At 65.6% G+C, this 19,719-nt stretch carries 17 protein-coding genes and 2 pseudogenes; 15 read left to right on the forward strand and 4 right to left on the reverse strand.

The window, feature by feature from the left end; translation table 11 throughout:
- The first annotated feature begins 35 nt into the window (after positions 1–35).
- From C265_RS17155 to purT, 4 genes are all read left to right on the forward strand, one after another.
- Positions 36–800 carry a crotonase/enoyl-CoA hydratase family protein gene (locus C265_RS17155; RefSeq protein ID WP_010812091.1) on the forward strand — a complete coding sequence of 255 codons (765 nt, stop codon included), beginning with the start codon at positions 36–38 and terminating at the stop codon, positions 798–800.
- A gap of 118 nt (positions 801–918) precedes the next feature.
- Positions 919–1,911, forward strand: a complete 993-nt coding sequence (locus C265_RS17160; protein WP_010812092.1) for a tripartite tricarboxylate transporter substrate binding protein — start codon at positions 919–921, stop codon at positions 1,909–1,911.
- A gap of 181 nt (positions 1,912–2,092) precedes the next feature.
- The gene (locus C265_RS17165; protein ID WP_010812093.1) at positions 2,093–3,337 is read left to right on the forward strand and encodes an MFS transporter; all 1,245 of its coding nucleotides are present in this window, start codon (positions 2,093–2,095) and stop codon (positions 3,335–3,337) included.
- A gap of 262 nt (positions 3,338–3,599) precedes the next feature.
- Positions 3,600–4,805: a formate-dependent phosphoribosylglycinamide formyltransferase gene (purT, locus tag C265_RS17170; protein ID WP_010812094.1), complete on the forward strand. Its 1,206-nt coding sequence runs from the start codon at positions 3,600–3,602 to the stop codon at positions 4,803–4,805.
- Positions 4,806–4,819: 14 nt separating this feature from the next.
- Here the strand turns inward: purT and C265_RS17175 are convergent, their stop codons facing one another.
- Positions 4,820–6,151, reverse strand: coding sequence for a mechanosensitive ion channel family protein (locus C265_RS17175; RefSeq protein WP_010812095.1), 1,332 nt, complete (start codon positions 6,149–6,151; stop codon positions 4,820–4,822).
- Positions 6,152–6,348: 197 nt separating this feature from the next.
- Between C265_RS17175 and C265_RS32545 the strand changes: the two genes are divergently transcribed.
- From C265_RS32545 to C265_RS31635, 6 genes and pseudogenes are all read left to right on the forward strand, one after another.
- Complete coding sequence (locus tag C265_RS32545) at positions 6,349–6,540, forward strand: hypothetical protein (protein WP_010812096.1); 192 nt, start codon at positions 6,349–6,351, stop codon at positions 6,538–6,540.
- A 173-nt stretch (positions 6,541–6,713) separates the two neighbouring features.
- Entirely contained in the window at positions 6,714–7,586 is an 873-nt protein-coding gene (locus C265_RS17185; protein ID WP_010812097.1) for a LysR family transcriptional regulator, read from the forward strand.
- Between the two features lie 199 nt (positions 7,587–7,785).
- Positions 7,786–8,538, forward strand: coding sequence for an aldolase (locus tag C265_RS17190; protein ID WP_010812098.1), 753 nt, complete (start codon positions 7,786–7,788; stop codon positions 8,536–8,538).
- A gap of 355 nt (positions 8,539–8,893) precedes the next feature.
- A complete protein-coding gene (locus tag C265_RS17195) occupies positions 8,894–10,201 on the forward strand; it encodes an MFS transporter (RefSeq protein WP_052181638.1) in 1,308 nt (435 codons plus the stop codon).
- Positions 10,198–10,796, forward strand: a pseudogene (locus C265_RS17200) (2-hydroxychromene-2-carboxylate isomerase). Before C265_RS17195 ends, C265_RS17200 begins: the two are co-directional and overlap by 4 nt.
- 154 nt (positions 10,797–10,950) lie before the next feature.
- Positions 10,951–11,076 (forward strand): annotated as a pseudogene (locus C265_RS31635) (acyl-CoA dehydrogenase family protein); the annotation flags it as partial.
- A gap of 24 nt (positions 11,077–11,100) precedes the next feature.
- Here the strand turns inward: C265_RS31635 and C265_RS17205 are convergent.
- Positions 11,101–11,418, reverse strand: coding sequence for a multidrug efflux SMR transporter (locus tag C265_RS17205; protein WP_010812101.1), 318 nt, complete (start codon positions 11,416–11,418; stop codon positions 11,101–11,103).
- A 117-nt stretch (positions 11,419–11,535) separates the two neighbouring features.
- Between C265_RS17205 and C265_RS17210 the strand changes: the two genes are divergently transcribed.
- Positions 11,536–12,444 (forward strand): LysR family transcriptional regulator, encoded by a 909-nt coding sequence (locus C265_RS17210; RefSeq protein ID WP_010812102.1) that lies wholly within the window; start codon positions 11,536–11,538, stop codon positions 12,442–12,444.
- A gap of 16 nt (positions 12,445–12,460) precedes the next feature.
- Here C265_RS17210 and C265_RS17215 read toward each other — a convergent pair whose 3' ends face one another.
- The gene (locus C265_RS17215) at positions 12,461–13,678 is read right to left on the reverse strand and encodes an HD-GYP domain-containing protein (RefSeq protein WP_037024475.1); all 1,218 of its coding nucleotides are present in this window, start codon (positions 13,676–13,678) and stop codon (positions 12,461–12,463) included.
- A 223-nt stretch (positions 13,679–13,901) separates the two neighbouring features.
- Here C265_RS17215 and C265_RS17220 point away from each other — a divergent pair, with 223 nt between their 5' ends.
- Positions 13,902–14,195, forward strand: coding sequence for a putative quinol monooxygenase (locus C265_RS17220; protein ID WP_010812104.1), 294 nt, complete (start codon positions 13,902–13,904; stop codon positions 14,193–14,195).
- A gap of 115 nt (positions 14,196–14,310) precedes the next feature.
- Complete coding sequence (locus tag C265_RS17225) at positions 14,311–15,312, forward strand: cysteine synthase A (RefSeq protein ID WP_010812105.1); 1,002 nt, start codon at positions 14,311–14,313, stop codon at positions 15,310–15,312.
- Between the two features lie 13 nt (positions 15,313–15,325).
- On the opposite strand, the gene prpR is transcribed toward C265_RS17225, so the two are convergent.
- On the reverse strand, positions 15,326–17,302 hold the full coding sequence (gene prpR, locus C265_RS17230) for a propionate catabolism operon regulatory protein PrpR (RefSeq protein WP_010812106.1): 1,977 nt from the start codon (positions 17,300–17,302) through the stop codon (positions 15,326–15,328).
- A gap of 281 nt (positions 17,303–17,583) precedes the next feature.
- Here prpR and prpB point away from each other — a divergent pair, with 281 nt between their 5' ends.
- The gene (prpB, locus tag C265_RS17235; protein ID WP_010812107.1) at positions 17,584–18,492 is read left to right on the forward strand and encodes a methylisocitrate lyase; all 909 of its coding nucleotides are present in this window, start codon (positions 17,584–17,586) and stop codon (positions 18,490–18,492) included.
- An 87-nt stretch (positions 18,493–18,579) separates the two neighbouring features.
- The coding region (prpC, locus tag C265_RS17240; protein WP_010812108.1) for a 2-methylcitrate synthase at positions 18,580–19,719 on the forward strand (1,140 nt) is incomplete at its 3' end.

Here is a 19,719-nt window from a genome sequence, read left to right on the forward strand (position 1 = left end):
CTGCACCGATACCGACTTCTGACAAGGAATCCCGCATGAGCGACACGCTGCAACTGGAAACCCGCGGCAATACGCTGCTGATCACCATGAACCGGCCTCAGGCGAAAAACGCCATGGACTTCGAGACCGCGACCGCGCTGGCCGCCGCCATCGACCAGCTGGAAAGCCGCGACGACCTGAGCGTGGCCATCCTGACCGGCGCGGGCGGCACCTTCTGCTCGGGCATGGACCTGAAGGGCTTCCTGGAAGGCAAGCGTCCCAGCCTGCCTGGCCGCGGCTTTGGCGGGCTGACCGAGAAGCCGCCGCGCAAGGTGCTGATCGCCGCCGTCGAAGGCTATGCGCTGGCCGGCGGCTTCGAGCTGGCGCTGGCGTGCGACCTGATCGTGTCGTCGAACGCGGCCAGGTTCGGCCTGCCTGAAGTCAAGCGCGGGCTGGTGGCCGGCGCCGGCGGCCTGATGCGCCTGCCGCGCCGCGTGCCGTACCACATCGCCATGGAATACGCGCTGACCGGCAATATGCTGGGCGCCGAACAGGCCCACGCCTATGGCCTGATCAACCGCCTGACCGAACCAGGCCAGGCGCTGGCAGGCGCGCTGGCGCTGGCCGAAGAGATCGGCGCCAACGGCCCGCTGGCGGTTGCGGTCAGCAAGCAGATCGTGGCCGAGTCCGCCGACTGGAGCGCCGAGGAGATGTTCGAGCGCCAGCGCCCGCTGCTGGCGCCGGTGTTCACCTCGGCCGATGCCCGCGAGGGTGCCGCCGCATTCGCCGAGAAGCGCAAGCCGGTGTGGACGGGCAAATGATGGCACACGCCAGACCGAGGGCATCGATGTCATCCGCCCTGGGCTAGAGAACGGCCGGCCACAAGCCGGCCGTTCGCACATGCCAAGCAGCACACAGACCAGAACATGGAGGAGACCCATGAAACACAAGCTGCCAGAATCGCTGTTCAACACGTCCGCGGCCCTGCTGCTGGCGACCGCCGCCGCCACGCTGCCGCTGCCCGCCAGCGCCGCGTCCTGGCCTGAGCGCCCCATCACCATCATCGTGCCCGGCGCGCCGGGCGGCACCACCGACATCCCGACGCGCCTGGTGGCGCAGAAGCTGTCGGCCATCCTGGGCCAGCCGGTGGTGGTCGACAACAAGCCCGGCAGCGGCGGCATCATCGGCACGCAGGCCTTCATGCGCGCGGCGCCGGACGGCTACACGCTGCTGGTCGGCAATACCGGCTCGCACGCAATCAACTACAGCGCCTACAAGCAGTTGCCCTACCAGCCACAGGACTTCATGCCGCTGACGGACCTGATCTCGTTCGCCAACGTGCTGGTGGTCGGCGCGCAGGCGCCGGTGCGCAGCGTGTCCGAGCTGGTGGCGCAGCTCAAGCAGTCCCCGGGGAAGTATTCCTACGCCTCGGCCGGCATCGGGCAGACCACGCACCTGACGGCGGAACTGTTCCGGCTGCGCACTGGCACCGAAGTAATTCACGTGCCGTACAAGGGGTCGACACCCGCCACCACCTCGGTGCTGGCGGGCGAAACCACCTTCATGTTCGACAACCTGACGCAGGCGCTGCCGCAGATCCGCGCCGGCAAGCTGCGCGCGCTTGCGGTGACCAGCGCCGAACGCCTGCCGGCACTGCCGGACGTGCCGACGATGGCGCAGGCCGGCGTGAAGGATTTCGTGGTGATGGGCTGGCTGGGCTTCTTTGCGCCGGCCAGGACCCCGCCGGCCATTGCCGCCACGCTGCAGGAAGCGCTGGGCAAGGCCATGCACGAGCCCGAGGTGGTGGCCAGGTTTCGCGACATGGGCGGTATCCCTGGCGGCGAACCGCAGCCGAAGTTCGCCGCGCTGGTCAGCGGCGACATCAAGCGCTGGGGCGAGACCATCCGGGCATCCAAGGTCAGTCTGGACTAGCGAGGTGTGGGTCCGCCTTTGGCAAAGCGGAAGGCGGACCCGCCCAAAGCCAAATTGACACGGTTGGGCCTGGCGCATACGCTCGCCCTACCCTGCGGTATATTCAGCGCACGCTTAAATGTAAAGACATGGAAAGCGCCCCGGGGCTCACAACGATAACGACAAGCGACGAGACCACACCGTGCCTACCCCCACCGCGCCTTCCCGCTACGAAGCCCTGCGCCCGGCCTTGCCGATCCTGATCGGCGCCTCCGTGATGCTCAGCCTGGCCATGGGCCTGCGCCAGAGCCTTGGCATCTTCATGCCGCCGCTGACGCGGGACATCGGCATCTCGGTATCGGATTTCACCATCGCCATCGCGGTACAGAACCTGGCGTGGGGCCTGCTGCAGCCGCTGGCCGGGGCCTGGGCCACGCGGATCGGCTTCCGGCCGCTGATGCTGGCCGGCTCGCTGCTCTATGTGACCGGACTGGTGCTGCTGGCGACCGCGCACAGCATGGTCGGCGTCACGCTGGGCGCGGGCGTGGCCATCGGCGCGTCGATGGCCTGCACCGGCAGCGCCCTGGCGATGGCGGTGGCGGCGCGGCCGGTGTCGGCGGCGCTGCGCAGCACGGTGCTGGGGCTGGTGTCTGGCGCGGGCTCGCTGGGCGCGCTGCTGGCGGCGCCGATCGGGCAGATGGTGACGCAGGCCTACGGCTGGCGCGCCGGGCTGGCAGCGTTCGTGCTGCTGGCGCTGGTGATGCTGCCCGCGGCGTGGTTTGCCGGGCGCGTGGACCGGCTGCCGCTGGTGTCGCCCGCAGGGCGCGGCCAGGACAGCGCGCGTGAAGCGCTGGGCACCGCGCTGCGGCACGCGCCGTTCGTGGTGATGGCGCTGGCGTATTTCGTCTGCGGCATGCAGCTGGTCTTCCTGACCACGCACCTGCCGTCGTATCTGGACGTGTGCGGCATGGACCCGATGCTGAGCGCGCAGGCGCTGGGCGTGATCGGCGGCTTCAACGTGCTGGGCAGCATCTTCTTCGGCTGGGCCGGCGGCCGCTTCAACAAGCTGATGCTGCTGGGCGGCATCTATACGATTCGCTCGCTGGCGCTGACCTGGTACTTCACGTCCGCGCCCACGCCGCAGAGCACGCTGGTGTTCGCCGCGGTAATGGGCTTCCTGTGGCTGGGCGTGGCGCCGCTGGTATCGGGCTGGATCGCCGAGACCTTCGGCCTGCGCTGGCAGGCCATGCTGGGCGGCGTGGCGTTCTTCAGCCACCAGATCGGCAGCTTTTTCGGCGCCTTCGGCGGTGGGCTGGTCTACGACGCGCTGGGTTCCTACACCGTGGCGTGGCAGGTCGGCGTGACGCTGGGGCTGGCCGCGGGTCTGGCGCAAATTGCATTTGCCGTGGCCACGCGGCGGCGCCCGCCGCTGATGGCCACGTCCTGAAACACTGTGCCGGGCCGCCCCGAACGGGGGATGCGGAGCGCGCTCTTAGCACCTAGCATGAACACTGAGCGGTCCGGTCTTGGATCCTCAGGCCTTTTCAAGCCCGCCCCCGCGCGGGTTTTTTTATGGTTCGTCGCTGAATTGGGTGGCACGCGCGCCAGGCGCCCTTCCCTGGCCCATACCAATATGCGCGCTCGCCGGCGCCAAAGACAGCCCCCTAACACGTACAATCTCGGCTTTCCTTCCCGCCCCATCCGCTGCCATGACCACACTCGGAACGCCTCTCTCCCCCTCTGCCACCAAAGTGATGCTGCTCGGCTCCGGCGAGCTGGGCAAGGAAGTGCTGATTGCATTGCAGCGCCTGGGCGTGGAAACCATCGCCGTCGACCGCTATGACAATGCCCCCGGCCAGCAGGTAGCCCACCACGCGCGCACCATCGCCATGAGCGACCCGGACCAGCTCAAGGCGCTGATCGAGGCGGAAAAGCCGCACCTGGTCGTGCCCGAGATCGAGGCCATCGCCACGCCCATGCTGGAAACCCTGGAAGCCGCCGGCACCGTGCGTGTGATCCCCACCGCCCGCGCCGCGCGCCTGACCATGGACCGCGAAGGCATCCGCCGCCTGGCCGCCGAATCGCTCGGCCTGCCCACCAGCCCGTACAAGTTCTGCGATTCGCTGGATGAACTGCAGGCTGCCATCGACGGCGGCATCGGCTACCCGTGCGTGGTCAAGCCGGTGATGAGCAGCTCCGGCAAGGGCCAGAGCAAGATCGACGGCCCCGAGGGCGTCAAGGCGGCCTGGGACTACGCCATGGCCGGCGGCCGCGTCAGCCACGGCCGCGTGATCGTGGAAGGCTTTATCGATTTCGACTACGAGATCACGCTGCTGACCGTGCGCGCCATGGGCGCCAGCGGCCAGGTGGAAACGCAGTTCTGCGCTCCGATCGGCCACGTCCAGGTCAGCGGCGACTACGTCGAAAGCTGGCAGCCGCAGCCAATGCACCCCGCCGCGCTGGAAACCGCCCAGCGCATCGCGCAGGCGGTCACGGCAGACCTGGGCGGCATGGGCCTGTTCGGCGTGGAGCTGTTCGTCAAGGGCGAGCAGGTCTGGTTCAGCGAAGTCAGCCCGCGCCCGCACGACACCGGCATGGTCACCATGGCCACGCAATGGCAGAACGAGTTCGAGCTGCATGCCCGCGCCATCCTGGGCCTGCCGGTCGACACCACGCTGCGCAGCCCCGGCGCCAGCGCCGTGATCTACGGCGGCGTGGATGCCCAGGGGGTGGTCTTCGATGGCGTGGACCAGGCACTGAGCGTGCCGCAGACCGAGGTGCGCCTGTTCGGCAAGCCCGAGAGCTTCGTCAAGCGCCGCATGGGCGTGGCACTGGCGTACGCCGACGATGTCGACACCGCCCGCACCCGCGCCAAGGAAGCCGCCAGCCGCGTGCGTCCGCGCGCGGTCGGCTGAGCGTCAGGCGCAGCTCAGATCGGATGGCTGCTCGCGGCGGCGCCGTGGGCAGGCGCATGATGGACGGCGGCCTGTGCCGCCGCCACCTGCGCCGCGGCCAGCACCGGCGAGATGCGCACGCCGGTCAGGTCCGCGCCTGAAGGCGCCTGGTACAGGCGCAGGCCCAGCTCGGGCAGGATCGCCAGCAGGTGGTCGAAGACATCGCCCTGGATGCGCTCATAGTCCATCCACGCGGTCAGCGCGGTAAAGCAATAGATCTCCACCGGGATGCCCTGCGAATCGGGCTCCATCATGCGCACGTTCAGCAGCAGATCGTGGTGGATCTCCGGGTGCGCCTTCAGGTAGGCAATGCCATAGGCGCGGAAGGTGCCGACATTGGTCAGCCGGCGCCGGTTGACCGGGTCATTGCCGGCGGCAATCAGCAGGCGGTTGGCCTCGTCGACTTCGGCCTGCTTCTCCTCCAGGTAGTCGTGCAGCAGCCGGAAGCGCATCAGCGCCTGCACTTCCCGGTCCTCCAGGAAGCGCACGCTGCCCGCATCCAGCCGCAACGTGCGCTTGATGCGCCGCGCGCCGGATTCGAACATCTGCCGGTAGTTGCGGTAGCTCTCGGAGAACAGCTTGTAGGTCGGCACCGTGGTCACGGTGTTGTCCCAGTTCTGCACCTTGACGGTATGCAGCGCGATGTCCTTGACGTAGCCGTCGGCATTGCACTGGGGCATCTCGATCCAGTCGCCGATGCGCAGCATGTCGTTGGAGGTCAGCTGAGTACTGGCCACCAGCGACAGCAGCGTGTCCTTGAACACCAGCAGCAGCACCGCCGACAGCGCGCCCAGGCCAGACAGCATCCACAGCGGCGAGCGGTTGATCAGGATCGACAGCACCAGCACCGAGCACACCAGCCCCAGCCCGAGGCGCCCCACCTGGATATAGCCCTTGATCGAGCGCGTCTGCGCCTGGCGGCTGCTGGCGTATACGTCCTGCCAGGCACTCAGCACGCCGCCAAGCATCAGGAAGAAGCAGATCCACAGGCCGGCATGGGCCAGGCGCTCGATGGCCAGCGCATAGCGGCCCATGTGCGGCACTTCGCCGATGCCGACGGTGATCACCCCGAACCCGACCGCATAGCCGAAGCGCCGATAGGCACGATATCGCGTCAGCGCCTTGCTCCAGGGCGCCTTGCCCCAGACCGTCAGCAAGCGATGGGCGATGCGCGACATCACGTGGCCGAACAGCCACTGCGCGACCACGGCGATCAGCACCAGCACCAGCAGGTACGAGGCAATCTGGGCCCACGGATGGGCTGGAATACGTTGCTGGAACAACTCCAGCAGGGCATCGAAACTCATAGGGGGGCGTCTGCAGCCGGGTGAATCGACCTGATAGTGTACAAAACGCGCCTGACACCCTGCTCGTTCCGCCTCTACCGGCACCGCGAATCGCCCGGCACACGGCGTGTCTCGCGGCCCCCCCGTCAGCTTGCTCGGCTCGACGCAGTAGGCATGCATGCGCTGCTGCACGGCCGCAAGGCAGAGGCGTCGCGCGCATGCCCTTGAAGCTGGCGATGGGCGAGCCGGGCCCGACCACTACCATCGGCGCAATGCCGAAGATGCCGACTGGCACGAAGTCCTTGATCGGATCGAACGGCAAGGAATGGAACATGCCGGGATACATCGCCGTCGTCGACTATCAAACCGGGCATAGTACCAATACACATATGGTGCGGAACTTGCATTAATGCCGGATGCCTGTTGAGCGATGGATCCAGCAAGATCTCCACAGCGGGATCCATTGACGCCCAAAGTCTGGTGGATGGCGGGCTCCGACCGGGAAAGCGCTGAAGCCACGTCGGTTCGAAATGGCGGAACGGTTGAACGTCATAACTAGCCGAAGAGGGACACCCCCAAAATTATGAAGGCTTTAGATGCTCAGATAAGGCTATTCCTGGCGATAGCGCAGGCCCGCTCCATTTCAGGCGCTGCAATGACGCTTGGTCTAACCCAATCCGGCTTAAGCCGTCAGCTGGCCCACCTCGAGGCAGCAGTAGGTCAAAAATTGTGCGAACGCCACGGGCGCGGGGTCGCCCTTACTGACGCAGGCCACAAACTGCAGGCTGCCGCCCAGACCGCATATGACGTTATCGACAATACGATTCTCCAGTTGTGCGAGGAGCAGGGAGTCAGCCAAGGCAGCCTCCGAGTGGCTGTTATTCATACCCTCAGCTACTACTTCATGCCAGACGTTGTCTCCCGATTCATGAGCCAGCGCCCAAATGCCAACGTCTCGCTCATGGGGCGGAGTTCACCTGAAGTTGTAGAGCTGGTGGAGGCGGGCAAAGCGGATATAGGCTTTGTTTACGACGTCGCGGTAGCCTCAGATGCCGTGGAAATCGTGCCGCTATTCGACGATGTCATGACGTTGATCGTCAGCCAAAATTCGCCCTTGGCCGCACTCGAAGGGGTCGACCTAGAGGCGCAAAGAGTACCGCTTGTCGCTTTTCCTGCGCACTATGCGCTAAGACGAATGCTGCACAGGAAGGGATTTGACACAAATGTCGTGGCGGAAGTGGACACGGTCGATGCGATGCTCAGGCTCGTCGCATCAACCGGCGGTCAGTGTGTTTTGCCAGACCGAGTACCGACGCAACTGCTCGAGAACTATGGGCTGTCACGAGTGCGCATAATAAACCCTCGTCTCAGTCGGCGCGTTGTCGCCATTACCAAGCGAGAAAGAGCTCAAACAGCGCTGATAAAACACATGCTGAAGATCGCTCAAACGGTCTGAGGTAGTACGCCCAGTCATAGGAAGTATGAGCGCTCCGCGCTATCACAGCCCCTTCTGACTTCCCATAATCCAGTCGTACCGACATCCCACCGGCCAAGTCGGGATGGCGCCAAAGTGTGCTCCCCACGGGGGGCAGCAGAGGCGTTCTGGAGTCGCCGGGCCCAGTCTACGCCCGGCAACCAATACGACTGGAAACAAAATGGAACTTCGCTCTAAGGAATACTTCGACGAACGCGCAACGCAGGAGATGCGTGCCCATCTCAAGCCTCGCAAGCGCACGCTGCAGCAAACGCTGGCCTATGCTTGCCGCATCCTGGCCATGACCGGGCAGGAAGCTGGCTTGGCTGGCCAGATCAGTGCACGCTCGGAGCGCCCAGGCGCCTACTGGACCCTGCGCTTCGGTCTGGGTTTTGACGAAGCCACCGAAGCCGACTTCATAGAAGTCGACCAAGACCTGAATACCCTCAGCGGCACTGGGATGGCTAATCCGGCAACGCGGTTCCATCTGTGGGTTTATGCCGATCGCCCCAACACCCATAGCATCATTCATACGCATTCTCCGTATGTGTCGGCACTTGCCGCGGCCAAGCAACCGCTAATCGTCTCGCAAATGGACATGACGCCGTTTCACAACGATTGCGCGTTCCTTGCGGAATGGCCTGGCGTTCCCATCGCTGACCAGGAGGGCGTGATCATATCTGGCGCTCTGGGCAGCAACCGCTCGATCCTGCTGGCCAGCCACGGTCAGTTGAGCACCGGCTGTAGCGTGCAAGAAGCGACCTATCTTTCTGTCTACATGGAGCGCGCTGCCCGCATGCAGGTGCGCGCCCGTACCTTCGGGCCGCTTACCTCGCTACCCGACGATCTCGCCCGTGAAGCTCACGACTACCTGCTCAAGCCTTCGATCGTCAACGGTACTTTTGATTACTGGTGCCGTCAGACGGAGCGTTGAGTCGCACCACCTTCAGCCTTCGGTCCCAAAAGACGAGCCGACGACCTCCAGCATGATTTTGCCCCGTTAGCAAAGGTGGCAAGTGTTCCCATGGCCATCTTGGCCCGACTGGCACTACCAGCCAACCCGATTTTTTTCGGTAGCGAGCGGCTGGTCCTTCGGAAGCGGGACAGGGTCATACCGAGATTGGCACGCACAGATGCCGCTAGTCACCACCGGAGACGCAATGAATAACCCCGTAAGGCAAACATCGACCACCACCGGCGCAGTACATATCCCCCCAGCAAAGAAGCGTGCATTTGAGTGACCACGCTCGAGCACATCGCCCCCATCAAGCAAGTCACAGAGGCATTCTATGTATCCCGCCAATTCACAAGCAGGCATCGCCAGCGCAAATGCCGGGACGGCCAAGCAGCACACCGTCGCAGGCATTGCCAGCATGCTCGGCACGACTATCGAGTGGTACGACTTCTTCATTTACGGAACTGCCGCCGCGTTAATTTTCAACAAGATCTTCTTTCCCAGCTTCGATCCGATCAGCGGGACCCTCGCCGCGTTCGCGACCTACTCCGTCGGCTTCTTCGCCCGGCCCCTTGGAGGCATTGTCTTCGGCCACTTTGGTGACAAGGTTGGGCGAAAATCCATGCTGCTGATCACGTTGATGATGATGGGTATCCCGACCATCATCATCGGCCTCATTCCGACCTACGAGCAAATTGGTTACTGGGCCGCCGTGATCCTCGTATTGATGCGCTTTCTCCAGGGGCTCGCCGTCGGTGGCGAATGGGGCGGCGCCGTTCTCATGGCCGTGGAACATGCCCCCGAAGGCAAGAAAGGCTTCTTCGGTAGCCTTCCTCAAACCGGCGTCGCTCCTGGCCTTATCCTCTCATCGTTGGCAATGGCAAGCGTTGCGAGACTGCCTGAGGCGGATATGTTGAGTTGGGGCTGGCGCCTTCCGTTCCTGGCCAGTGTGTTGCTTCTGGCTGTCGGATGGTTCATCCGCATCCGCGTCGCCGAGTCCCCCGACTTTGAAAAGGTCAAGCAAAGAGGCCATGAGGTCGAGGTGCCGGTGGTCCATGTCGTCAAACACCACTGGTTGTCGTTGCTCAAGGTATCAGGCGCGCGGATGGCGGAAGTCACGTGGTTCTACACGGTCGCTACCTTTGCCCTGACCTACGGTACGGTAACACTTGGCTTACCCAAGACGATGATGCTGAATGCCGTGATCGCGGGTGCTGCCGTCGCACTGTTCACAATGCCTCTCACTGGCTTGCTCGGGGATAAGATCGGGCATAGGAAGATCTTTGTGGTCGGATCGGTCGGAATTTGCCTCTTCGGGTTCGCGTTTTTTAAGCTTCTTGGCTCGGGAAGCGTCGGCGCGGTATATCTCGCCATGGTGATCGCCATCGGCCTTATCTACGCCATGCTGTACGGCCCCGAAGGTAGCCTATTCTCTGTGCAATTTCCCCCGGAAGTTCGCTACAGTGGTATTTCCCTTGCCGTGCAAGTCTCGGGTGCTATCGGTGGCGGACTGGCCCCGCTGGTGGCGACCTGGCTGCTTAAGCTCGGCCAAGGTAGTCCGCTGTATCTCGCCGGCTACCTCACTGCCCTGGGGTGCTTGTCGATCTTCTGTGTATCTCGCATGAAGGCAACTGAGCAATGACCAAGGCAATTGACTATTACTTTTGGATCAATTCGGACTGGGCCTATCTCGGACACGGCCGTCTTGTGGAACTTGCCAAACGCCAAGGCGCCGCGATCAACTATATGCCTGTGGACCTGCCGTACGTTTACTCGCAGACGGGGGCATTTTGCTTGGGCAGCGCTCTCAGGAAAGGCAGGCTTACCGGATCACCGAACTCGCCCGTTGGTGCAAGCGGCTAGGGATTCCGGTCAATCCGCAGCCTAGATATATGTGCCCAAACGGTGATCTCGCTTCGTGCATGGTCATTTCTGCGAAGCACGCGGGACTTTGCGAAGGCACCTTGGCCCAAGCGATTCTTCATGCCGAATGGTTGGAGGACCAGGACATCTCCTCACCAGAGACGCTGCAAACCATCGCCCGCTCGCTGGACTTGGATGGCGAGGCGCTTCTCTGCCAAGCCGCATCTCCAGTAATCAAAGCGGAGTACAGACAATACACCGACAACGCTATCTCAGCCGGTGTCTTCGGCTCGCCTGCATACGTCTACCGTGGAGAAGTGTTCTGGGGCCAGGATCGCCTCGATTTCCTTGAGGACACCCTGGCCTGCACCTAAGAATGGGGCGGCTTAAGTGCAAGGCAGACGATGGGCTCCAGGCTGGGTGATCTGCCGCACGAACAGCTTTTCTTAGCGGTCGCGCAGCTGGATCATGTCGTTAGGCGGGCCCGCTGCTCTTCGTTGACGCGCCCCATCAGCTGGGGCTTCCAGGCTGGAAAGCCTCTATCGCGAGATCCGCGCCTTGCGCATCTGCGAAGGCGCCACCGAAGTGCAGCAGCTGATCATCGCCCGCGAGGTGCTCAGGCCGGGCGCCAGCCTTGGGGCACAACACGCCTGAGCGCGGCACGGCCAGGGCCGGGGCTCAGGCCGGCAGCAGCTTCAAGCCGCCAATCCCGACGAAGATCAGCCCGATCAACACCAGCCGCATCGGCGCCGCGCTTTCGCCCAGGAACAGGATGCCAACCACCGTCACCCCGATCGCCCCGATCCCGGTCCAGATTGCGTACGCCGTCCCGACCGGCAGGTGCCGCAGCGCCGCGCTGAGCAGGAAGATGCTGGCCAGCGCCGCCCCGATGCCCAGTGCCGTCGGCCCGGGCCGCGTCCAGCCGTCGGTATGTTTGAGCGCCAGCGCCATCACGATCTCGATCAGGCCCGCCAGCACCAGCAGCATCCACGCCATTGCCATGTCTTTCGTCCAGGTCTGCGGCCCGACACCCATTGCCGGGCACGCCACGCCACTGTAGGCTGTGCAGATCAGCACGAGAACTGGCGAATTCCGCAAAGGGGCTATGCAAACATGCAGGAAGCAGACTGGGATGACCTGAAGTATTTCCTTGCCGTGGGCCAGTCCGGCTCGCTCGCCGGCGCCGCGCGCGCCCTGCATGTCAACCATTCCACGGTGCTGCGCCGGCTGGCGCGGCTGGAAGAGACCCTGGGCACCCTGCTCTTCGAACGCCATGCCACCGGCTACGCCATGACCGCCGCCGGCGAGGCCCTGGCGCACCGCCTGGCCGGCGTCGGCGAGCAGATCGATGCGGCCCAGCGCCAGCTGTCCGGCCTCGACAGCCAGCTGAGCGGCCCGTTGCGCGTGACCACGACCGACACGCTGCTGGGTGGACTGCTGATGCCCCTGTTTGCGGAATTCCGGTCGATGCACCCGCGCATCCAGCTGCAGATCGTCGTCAACAACAGCTTCCTGAGCCTGAGCCGGCGCGAGGCCGATGTGGCGATCCGGCCGGCGAATGCGCCGCCGGAGTACCTGGTGGGCCGCCGTATCGGGCGGCTGCAGACGGCACCATACGCGGCGCGGCGCTACCTGCAGCAGCTCGGCCTGCCAACGGAAGCCGACCATCCGCGGCTGGCGGACTGGTCGGCCTATGACTGGGTCGTGCCGGACGAAGCGCTGTCACACCTTGCCCAGGCGCGCTGGATACGCGACCACGTGCCCGAACCCCGCCGCGCCGTCAGCGCCGACAGCCTGGTGGCGATGGCGGATGCCGTGCGGCACGGCATGGGCGCCGGCATGCTGCTGTGCCTGCTGGCCGGGGCCGACCCAGAGCTGGTGCGGCTGGCGCCAGTCGATGTAGCCATGGATACCGATTTATGGGTGCTGACGCATCCGGATCTCAGGCACAGCGCGCGCGTGCGGGTGCTGGGCGATTTCCTGTATGAGCGGCTCAGGCAAGGGGAATGGGTGGCGGGCTGAAGACTTGCCCCCCGGTTCATGCCGCCGCCGCATACATCTCCATCAGCTGCTCATCCGCATACCCCCAGTCAGCGGCATTCTCGAACGCCACCACCGTTTCGTCGCTGTGGCGCAGGTCGATCAGTTCGGTGGGAGTCGGCCTTGACTGCGACACGGAATAGAACGCCATCACCTTCGGCCGCAGCGGATCGGCCTCGTTCTGCGCGCAGACCACCGCCAGCCGGTTCGAACGCAGCCGCAGCACGGTGCCGAGCGGGTAGATGCCGACGGTGCGGGTGAAGGCCTTGAACACGCGCCGGTCGAACAGCGTGTCGACACGCACGGCCATGTATTCCATGGCGCGGGCCGGCGACCACGGCTGGTGGCCCGGGCGGCTGGAAGTGAGCGAGTCATAGGCATCGCAGATTGCGCCGATCTTGGCGTGCACGCTCAGTTCGCTCCCCGCCAGGCCGTAGGGGAAGCCGCGCCCGTCCACGCGTTCGTGATGGTGGACGCAGACATCGAGCGGGATGTTCGAATAGAGCCGGGCCTCGTTCAGGATGCGGTAGCCAGCCGAAGGGTGCCGGCGGTAGATCTCCTCTTCCTCGGGCGTGCGTTCGCTGGCCTTGTGCACCGGAGTATCGGGCAGCGTCAGCTTGCCGATGTCGTGGACCAGGCCGGCCAGGCCGAGCTCGCGCACCTCGTCGTCGGGCAGGCCCAGCGTGCGGCCGACGGCGATCATCAGCGCGCAGACGGCGAAGGCGTGCAGGTAGTTTTCGTCGCCACGCGCCTTGAGCCGCGCCAGCGCCAGCAACGCCTGCCCATGGCGCGACAGCGAGCGTGAGGCGGAATCGACCAGCAGCAGCGCGCCGTTGACCTCCAGCGCCCGGCCCATGCGGATGTCGGCGAACATCGAGCCGATCACGGCCTTGCCGGATTGCAGCAGCTCGCGCGCGCGGACAATCTCGGCATCAAGGGTGGCGGCGGGTGGCGGTGCGGTGGCCGGGTCCATGGGGTCGGGCGCGGACTGCGGGACCGGTCCGGGCATTTCCGGCGTGTCCGGCGCTGCTACGTTGCGGCCCTTCAGGATGTCGATCCAGACCTCCTGCACCCCTGCCGACTGTATCTGCCGAACCTGCTCCTCATTGGCGACCAGGAACCTGGCGCGCCAGAACGGATGGCTGATCCACGGGCCGCCAAGCCTGGCGACAAACATCCCGACCTGCAGTTGTTCCGACCGTATGCGTCTCAACATGCGCTACCCCCTCGGATGATGGTTTTCTTGTTTTCGATCCGGATATCGGCAGCCGTCGGCAGGACTTTAGTCCCCGTTGCGGGGAGAACCGTGCTGCCCGCCCTTGTCAAGCGCTGCCCGAATGCCCGGACGGCGTCCTCGGGCATTGCCGGGGGCGGTACCGCCGGCGCTACAATGGCCTGCCCAGTGCTCACAGACGCCAGCCAGTCGCCCCCGTTCACCCATGTCCGGAACGTACACGCTAGTCGGCATCGCCCGTGCCAAGACCCACCGCCGCGAGGCGCTGGTATCCCAGCTCACCACGCTGCGCTCGCGCGGGCTGACCGAGCCCGGCTGCCTGGACTACCACGTCGGGCAAGACGCCGAAGATGCGCGGGTATTCGTGATCTACATGGTCTGGGACTCCAAGCGCGCGCTCGAATCGCACCTGAACCGGCCCTATATGCGCGATTTCCACGCATCGCGCGCGGATTTCGTCGAAGGCGATTTCAGTTTCCGCTGGCTCAACGCCGCCTGATCCGCCCGGCCACGGGCAATCCCGATCACTTTCGGCCATCCCCCTGCTTGTCATTCCCGCCGCACCGATCTATCACTCAATGTGACGCCCGCAGCGGGCACGGCAGGAGTGCACCATGGAAGTCAGGGATGGATTTGCCGGCACCATCGGCCACACCCCGCTGATCCGGCTGGCCGGCCTGAGCGCCGAGACCGGCTGCGATATCTACGGCAAGGCGGAATTCCTCAATCCTGGCGGCTCGGTCAAGGACCGCGCGGCACTCTACATCATCCGTGATGCCGAACGGCGCGGGCTGCTGACGCCCGGCGGCACGGTCATCGAAGGCACCGCGGGCAATACCGGCATCGGCCTGGCCCACCTGTGCGCGGCGCGCGGCTACCGCTGCATCGTCGTGATACCCGATACGCAGTCGCCCGAGAAAATGGAGCGGCTGCGCATGCTCGGCGCCGAGGTCCGCGCGGTGCCCGCCAAGCCTTACGCCGATCCGGACAACTACCAGAAGATTGCCGGCCGGCTGGCCGACGAGACCGACAACGCGATCTGGGCCAACCAGTTCGACAACCTGGCCAACCGCCAGGCCCACTACGAGACCACCGGCCCCGAGATCTGGCACGCCACCGGCGGGCATATCGATGCCTTCACCTGCTCGACCGGCACCGGCGGCTCGCTGGCCGGCATCGCGCGCTGCCTGAAAGAGCACAAGCCCGGCGTGCGCATCGTGCTGGCCGACCCGCACGGCAGCGCTCTCTATAACTTCGTCAAACACCGCGAGCTCAAGGCCGAGGGCAGTTCGATCACCGAGGGCATCGGCACCAGCCGCGTCACCGCCAACCTGCAGGACACACCCATCGACGATGCGGTGCGGATCGACGACCAGACCTGCGTGGACATGGTCTACCGCCTGCTGCGCGAGGAGGGCTTGTTCCTGGGCGGGTCGTCGGGAATCAACGTCGGCGCCGCGGTGGCGCTGGCGCGCGAGATGGGGCCGGGCCATACCATCGTCACGCTGCTCTGCGACCGCGGCGACCTGTACATGGCACGGCTGTTCAATGAAACCTGGCTGGAGGGCAAAGGGTTGCAGCCGATTCCGTTCCGGCGCGCCGGCCCAGCCGGGTAAATGCCAGCGCGGTTCACGCTGCCTTGAGCCGCCGCCACAGTGTGGTCGGGCTGATGCCAAGGATATGGCAGGCCGCGGCGCGGTCGCCGCCGCACTCGGCCAGCACGCGCCGGATATGCTCGACTTCGCTGGACTGCTTCACGCCGGCCAGTGAACGGCGCGGGCGTGTTGCCGGCGCGGCGGGCTCAGCGTCGGCCTCGGCCTCGGCCTCGGCCGGCGCCAGCATGCCATCGCCGAACAGCTCCGGCACGGCCGCCTGCAGCTCGCGCTGCAGCGCCTCGCTGTCCAGCCGGCGCCCGGCCACCAGCACGGCGATCCGTTCGGTCACGTTTTCCAGCTCGCGGATATTGCCCGGCCAGCGGTAGCGCGCCAGCCGCGCGCGGGCCGCGGCGGGCAGGCGCTGCGGCCGGTCCATGCCCAGGCGCTCCTGGGCGCGCCGGTACAGCAGCTCGGCCAGCTCCTGCAGGTCTTCGGAGCGGTCGCGCAGCGGCGGCATCTCGATGCGCAGGATATTGAGGCGGTAGTACAGGTCCTGCCGGAAGGAACCATCGCGCACCATCGCGGCCAGGTCGCGGTGGGTGGCGCCGATCACGCGCACGTTGACCGGCACCGCGTCGAGCCCGCCGATCGGCAGCACCTGCTTTTCCTGCAGCACGCGCAGCAGGCGCGTCTGCAGCGCGGACGGCATGTCGCCCACCTCGTCGAGGAACAGCGTGCCGTTGTGGGCCGACTCGAACAGGCCGGCCTTGCCGCCGCGGCGCGCGCCGGTGAAGGCGCCCTCTTCATAGCCGAACAGCTCGCTCTCCAGCAGCGCCTCGGGGAAGGCCGCGCAATTGACCGCCACGAACGGGAAGGCGCGGCGCGGGCTGGCGTCGTGCATGCCCTGCGCCAGCACCTCCTTGCCGGTGCCGCTCTCGCCGCCGATCAGCACGGTGGAATCCACCGCCGCATAGCGCCGCGCCAGCTCGCGCAGCTCGGTCATGGCCGCGGAGGTGCCGGCCAGGTCGTCCAGGCTGTAGCGCACCCCGGCCGGCCGCGTGCGCGCGCGCGAGCGCAGGTTGCGGTCCACGCGCTGGATCGCGCTGGCGTCCTGGATGGTCAGCACCGCGCCGGTGGTCCCGGCCTCGCCGATGATGGGGATGCGGTTGACCACCACCATCTTGTCGCCGAGCTTGTGGATCGCTTCCAGCTCCTTGTCGCCGCTCTGCATCACGCCTTCGAGCGCCAGGTTTGGCGCCAGCGTCTGCAGCTTGCGCCCGACCGCGGCAGCAACGGAAGTGCCGAGAAAACGCTCCATCGCCGGGTTGAACGACTGGATGCGCCCTTCGGCATCCACTGCCGCCACGCCCTCGTTCAGGTGCGCCAGGATGGTGTTGACGTAGTCGCGCCGGGTGGCCTCGATGCGGCGCAGGCGCGCAGCCTCGATCGCGTCTTCGAGCGCCATGCGCACCGAGTTGCCGGAGTACAGGAACACGCCGGTCAGGCCATAGCGGTCGGCCAGGTCGGTCACCAGGCCGGGGCCGACCACGACCTGGATGCCCTCCTGCTTGAGCGCCTTCACGCGCGCCACGGCATCGTCCTCGGTCAGGTAGGTATAGGCCGGGACCGACAGCGAGAACGCGCGCACGAATTCATCCACCTCGGCATACGTCGACGCGTGCGTGACCAGCGCCACCCGCGGCGAGATGCGCCGCGCGGTGGCCAGCGCGCTCATCACGTCAAAGCCCGTGACCTTGACCAGCACCACCGGCACGTCCACGTGCTGGCGCAGGTAGGCGCCGTTGGAGCCGCCCGCCACCACCACGTCGAGCCGGCCCTCGCGCGCCTCGCGCGCCACGGCGCTGGCGGCGGCCTCGAAACCCTTGCCGACGATGCGGAATTCGGCCCGGTCGGCGTAGGCCGGAATCAGGTCGGCAAAGGCGCGCGCCAGGCGGCTGATGCCGATGGCCCAGATGCGCGGACGGGCTTGTGTGGAAACGGGAGGAGCCATGGTGCAATGCGGAAGGAATGCGTGGTGAAACCCGGGACGAACAGGCGTACAGTGCTGGCACATTGTCCGTCACGCAGCCCGGGATTTCAACTTTGAATTCCAAACTTGGGATTTTGAAATTCAATTGTGCTGAAAAGATGACATGAAATCGGCGGCGAGGTCAGCCACCCTGCCCGCCAGCCCAGCGCTGACAAGGGCTGGCGGATTTTCCGAGATCCCGTCCAAGGGCTTGGCACACCCCTTGCAGTATTGGGCCCGTCCTGTTCACCAACGCATACGCCATGACCTACTCCGCTTCCGACCTCGCGCGCTCCGCTGGCGCCCGCTTCCGCCAGGCGCTTGCCGACGAGCATCCGCTGCAGGTAGTCGGCACCATCAATGCCAACCATGCCCTGCTGGCCAAGCGCGCCGGCTACCGGGCCATCTACCTGTCGGGCGGCGGCGTTGCGGCCGGCTCGCTGGGCCTGCCGGACCTGGGCATCTCGAACCTGGACGACGTGCTGACCGATATCCGCCGCATCACCGACGTGTGCGACACGCCGCTGCTGGTGGACGTCGACACCGGCTTCGGCGCCTCGGCCTTCAACGTGGCCCGCACCACCAAGTCGCTGATCAAGTTCGGCGCGGCGGCCATGCACATCGAAGACCAGGTCGGCGCCAAGCGCTGCGGCCACCGTCCCAACAAGGAAATCGTCACGCAGGGTGAAATGGTCGACCGCATCCGGGCCGCCGTCGACGCCCGCACCGACGAGAACTTCGTCATCATGGCCCGCACCGACGCGCTCGCCGTCGAAGGCCTGGACAAGGCCATCGAGCGCGCCGTCGCGTGCGCGGAAGCCGGCGCCGACGCCATCTTCCCGGAAGCCATGACCGACCTGGCCATGTACCGCAAGTTTGTCGATGCGGTGAAGGTGCCGGTGCTGGCCAATATCACCGAATTCGGCGCCACGCCGCTGTTCACCACCGAGGAACTCGGCGGCGCCGGCGTGTCGATGGTGCTGTACCCGCTGTCGGCCTTCCGCGCCATGAACAAGGCGGCGGAAAACGTCTACGCGGCCATCCGCCGCGACGGCACGCAGAAGAACGTGGTCGATACCATGCAGACCCGCGCCGAGCTCTACGAGAGCATCGGCTACCATGACTTCGAGCAGAAGCTTGACGCGCTCTTCGCACAAGGCAAGGGCAAGTAAGCAAGACTCACGCGCGGCCGGGCTTTGTCCCGGCCGCTTGCACGACAACAGACAGGCAATACCAGGCATCACATAAAGGAGACCCAGATGTCCGAAGCGCAACCGCTCGTCACTCCCAAGCCCAAGAAATCCGTCGCCCTGTCGGGCGTGACCGCCGGCAATACCGCGCTGTGCACCGTCGGCCGCACTGGCAACGACCTGCACTACCGCGGCTACGACATCCTCGACATCGCCGAGACCTGCGAGTTCGAGGAAATCGCCCACCTGCTGGTGCACGGCAAGCTGCCGACCAGATCCGAACTGGCCGCCTACAAGGCCAAGCTCAAGAGCCTGCGCGGCCTGCCCGCCAATGTGAAGGCCGCGTTGGAATGGGTGCCCGCCAGCGCCCACCCGATGGACGTGATGCGCACCGGCGTGTCGGTGCTGGGCACCGTGCTGCCGGAGAAGGAAGACCACAACACCCCGGGCGCGCGCGACATTGCCGACCGGCTGATGGCCAGCCTCGGCTCGATGCTGCTGTACTGGTACCACTACAGCCACAACGGCCGCCGTATCGAAGTCGAAACCGACGATGACTCCATCGGCGGCCACTTCCTGCACCTGCTGCACGGCGAGAAGCCGTCGGCGCTGTGGGAGCGCGCCATGAACACCTCGCTCAACCTGTACGCCGAGCACGAGTTCAACGCCTCGACCTTCACCGCCCGCGTGATCGCCGGCACGGGCTCGGACATGTATTCGTCGATCAGCGGCGCCATCGGCGCACTGCGCGGCCCCAAGCACGGCGGCGCCAATGAAGTCGCGTTCGAGATCCAGAAGCGCTACGACAACCCCGACGAGGCCCAGGCCGACATCACGCGCCGCGTCGAGAACAAGGAAGTCGTGATCGGCTTCGGCCACCCGGTGTACACCACCGGCGACCCGCGCAACCAGGTGATCAAGGAAGTGGCGAAGAAGCTGTCTAAGGATGCCGGCTCGATGAAGATGTTTGACATCGCCGAGCGCCTGGAAACGGTGATGTGGGACATCAAGAAGATGTTCCCGAACCTGGACTGGTTCAGCGCGGTGAGCTACCACATGATGGGCGTGCCGACGGCGATGTTCACGCCGCTGTTCGTGATCGCGCGTACTTCGGGCTGGGCCGCGCACATTATCGAGCAGCGCATCGACAACAAGATCATCCGCCCGAGCGCCAACTACACCGGTCCGGAGAACCTGAAGTTCGTGCCG

Source organism: Cupriavidus sp. GA3-3, from assembly GCF_000389805.1.
Lineage (GTDB): Bacteria > Pseudomonadota > Gammaproteobacteria > Burkholderiales > Burkholderiaceae > Cupriavidus > Cupriavidus necator_D.

Bases quoted from the DNA above. Each gene is read 5' to 3' on its own strand.
- C265_RS17185 (WP_010812097.1), top strand. From the start codon at position 6,714: ATGAAGGCTTTAGATGCTCAGATAAGGCTATTCCTGGCGATAGCGCAG.
- C265_RS17215 (WP_037024475.1), bottom strand. From the start codon at position 13,678: ATGTTGAGACGCATACGGTCGGAACAACTGCAGGTCGGGATGTTTGTC.
- C265_RS17220 (WP_010812104.1), top strand. From the start codon at position 13,902: ATGTCCGGAACGTACACGCTAGTCGGCATCGCCCGTGCCAAGACCCAC.
- C265_RS17155 (WP_010812091.1), top strand. From the start codon at position 36: ATGAGCGACACGCTGCAACTGGAAACCCGCGGCAATACGCTGCTGATC.
- C265_RS17175 (WP_010812095.1), bottom strand. From the start codon at position 6,151: ATGAGTTTCGATGCCCTGCTGGAGTTGTTCCAGCAACGTATTCCAGCC.
- prpR (WP_010812106.1), bottom strand. From the start codon at position 17,302: ATGGCTCCTCCCGTTTCCACACAAGCCCGTCCGCGCATCTGGGCCATC.
- prpB (WP_010812107.1), top strand. From the start codon at position 17,584: ATGACCTACTCCGCTTCCGACCTCGCGCGCTCCGCTGGCGCCCGCTTC.
- purT (WP_010812094.1), top strand. From the start codon at position 3,600: ATGACCACACTCGGAACGCCTCTCTCCCCCTCTGCCACCAAAGTGATG.
- C265_RS32545 (WP_010812096.1), top strand. From the start codon at position 6,349: ATGCCCTTGAAGCTGGCGATGGGCGAGCCGGGCCCGACCACTACCATC.
- C265_RS17160 (WP_010812092.1), top strand. From the start codon at position 919: ATGAAACACAAGCTGCCAGAATCGCTGTTCAACACGTCCGCGGCCCTG.
- C265_RS17225 (WP_010812105.1), top strand. From the start codon at position 14,311: ATGGAAGTCAGGGATGGATTTGCCGGCACCATCGGCCACACCCCGCTG.
- C265_RS17210 (WP_010812102.1), top strand. From the start codon at position 11,536: ATGCAGGAAGCAGACTGGGATGACCTGAAGTATTTCCTTGCCGTGGGC.
- C265_RS17205 (WP_010812101.1), bottom strand. From the start codon at position 11,418: ATGGCGTGGATGCTGCTGGTGCTGGCGGGCCTGATCGAGATCGTGATG.
- C265_RS17190 (WP_010812098.1), top strand. From the start codon at position 7,786: ATGGAACTTCGCTCTAAGGAATACTTCGACGAACGCGCAACGCAGGAG.
- C265_RS17195 (WP_052181638.1), top strand. From the start codon at position 8,894: ATGTATCCCGCCAATTCACAAGCAGGCATCGCCAGCGCAAATGCCGGG.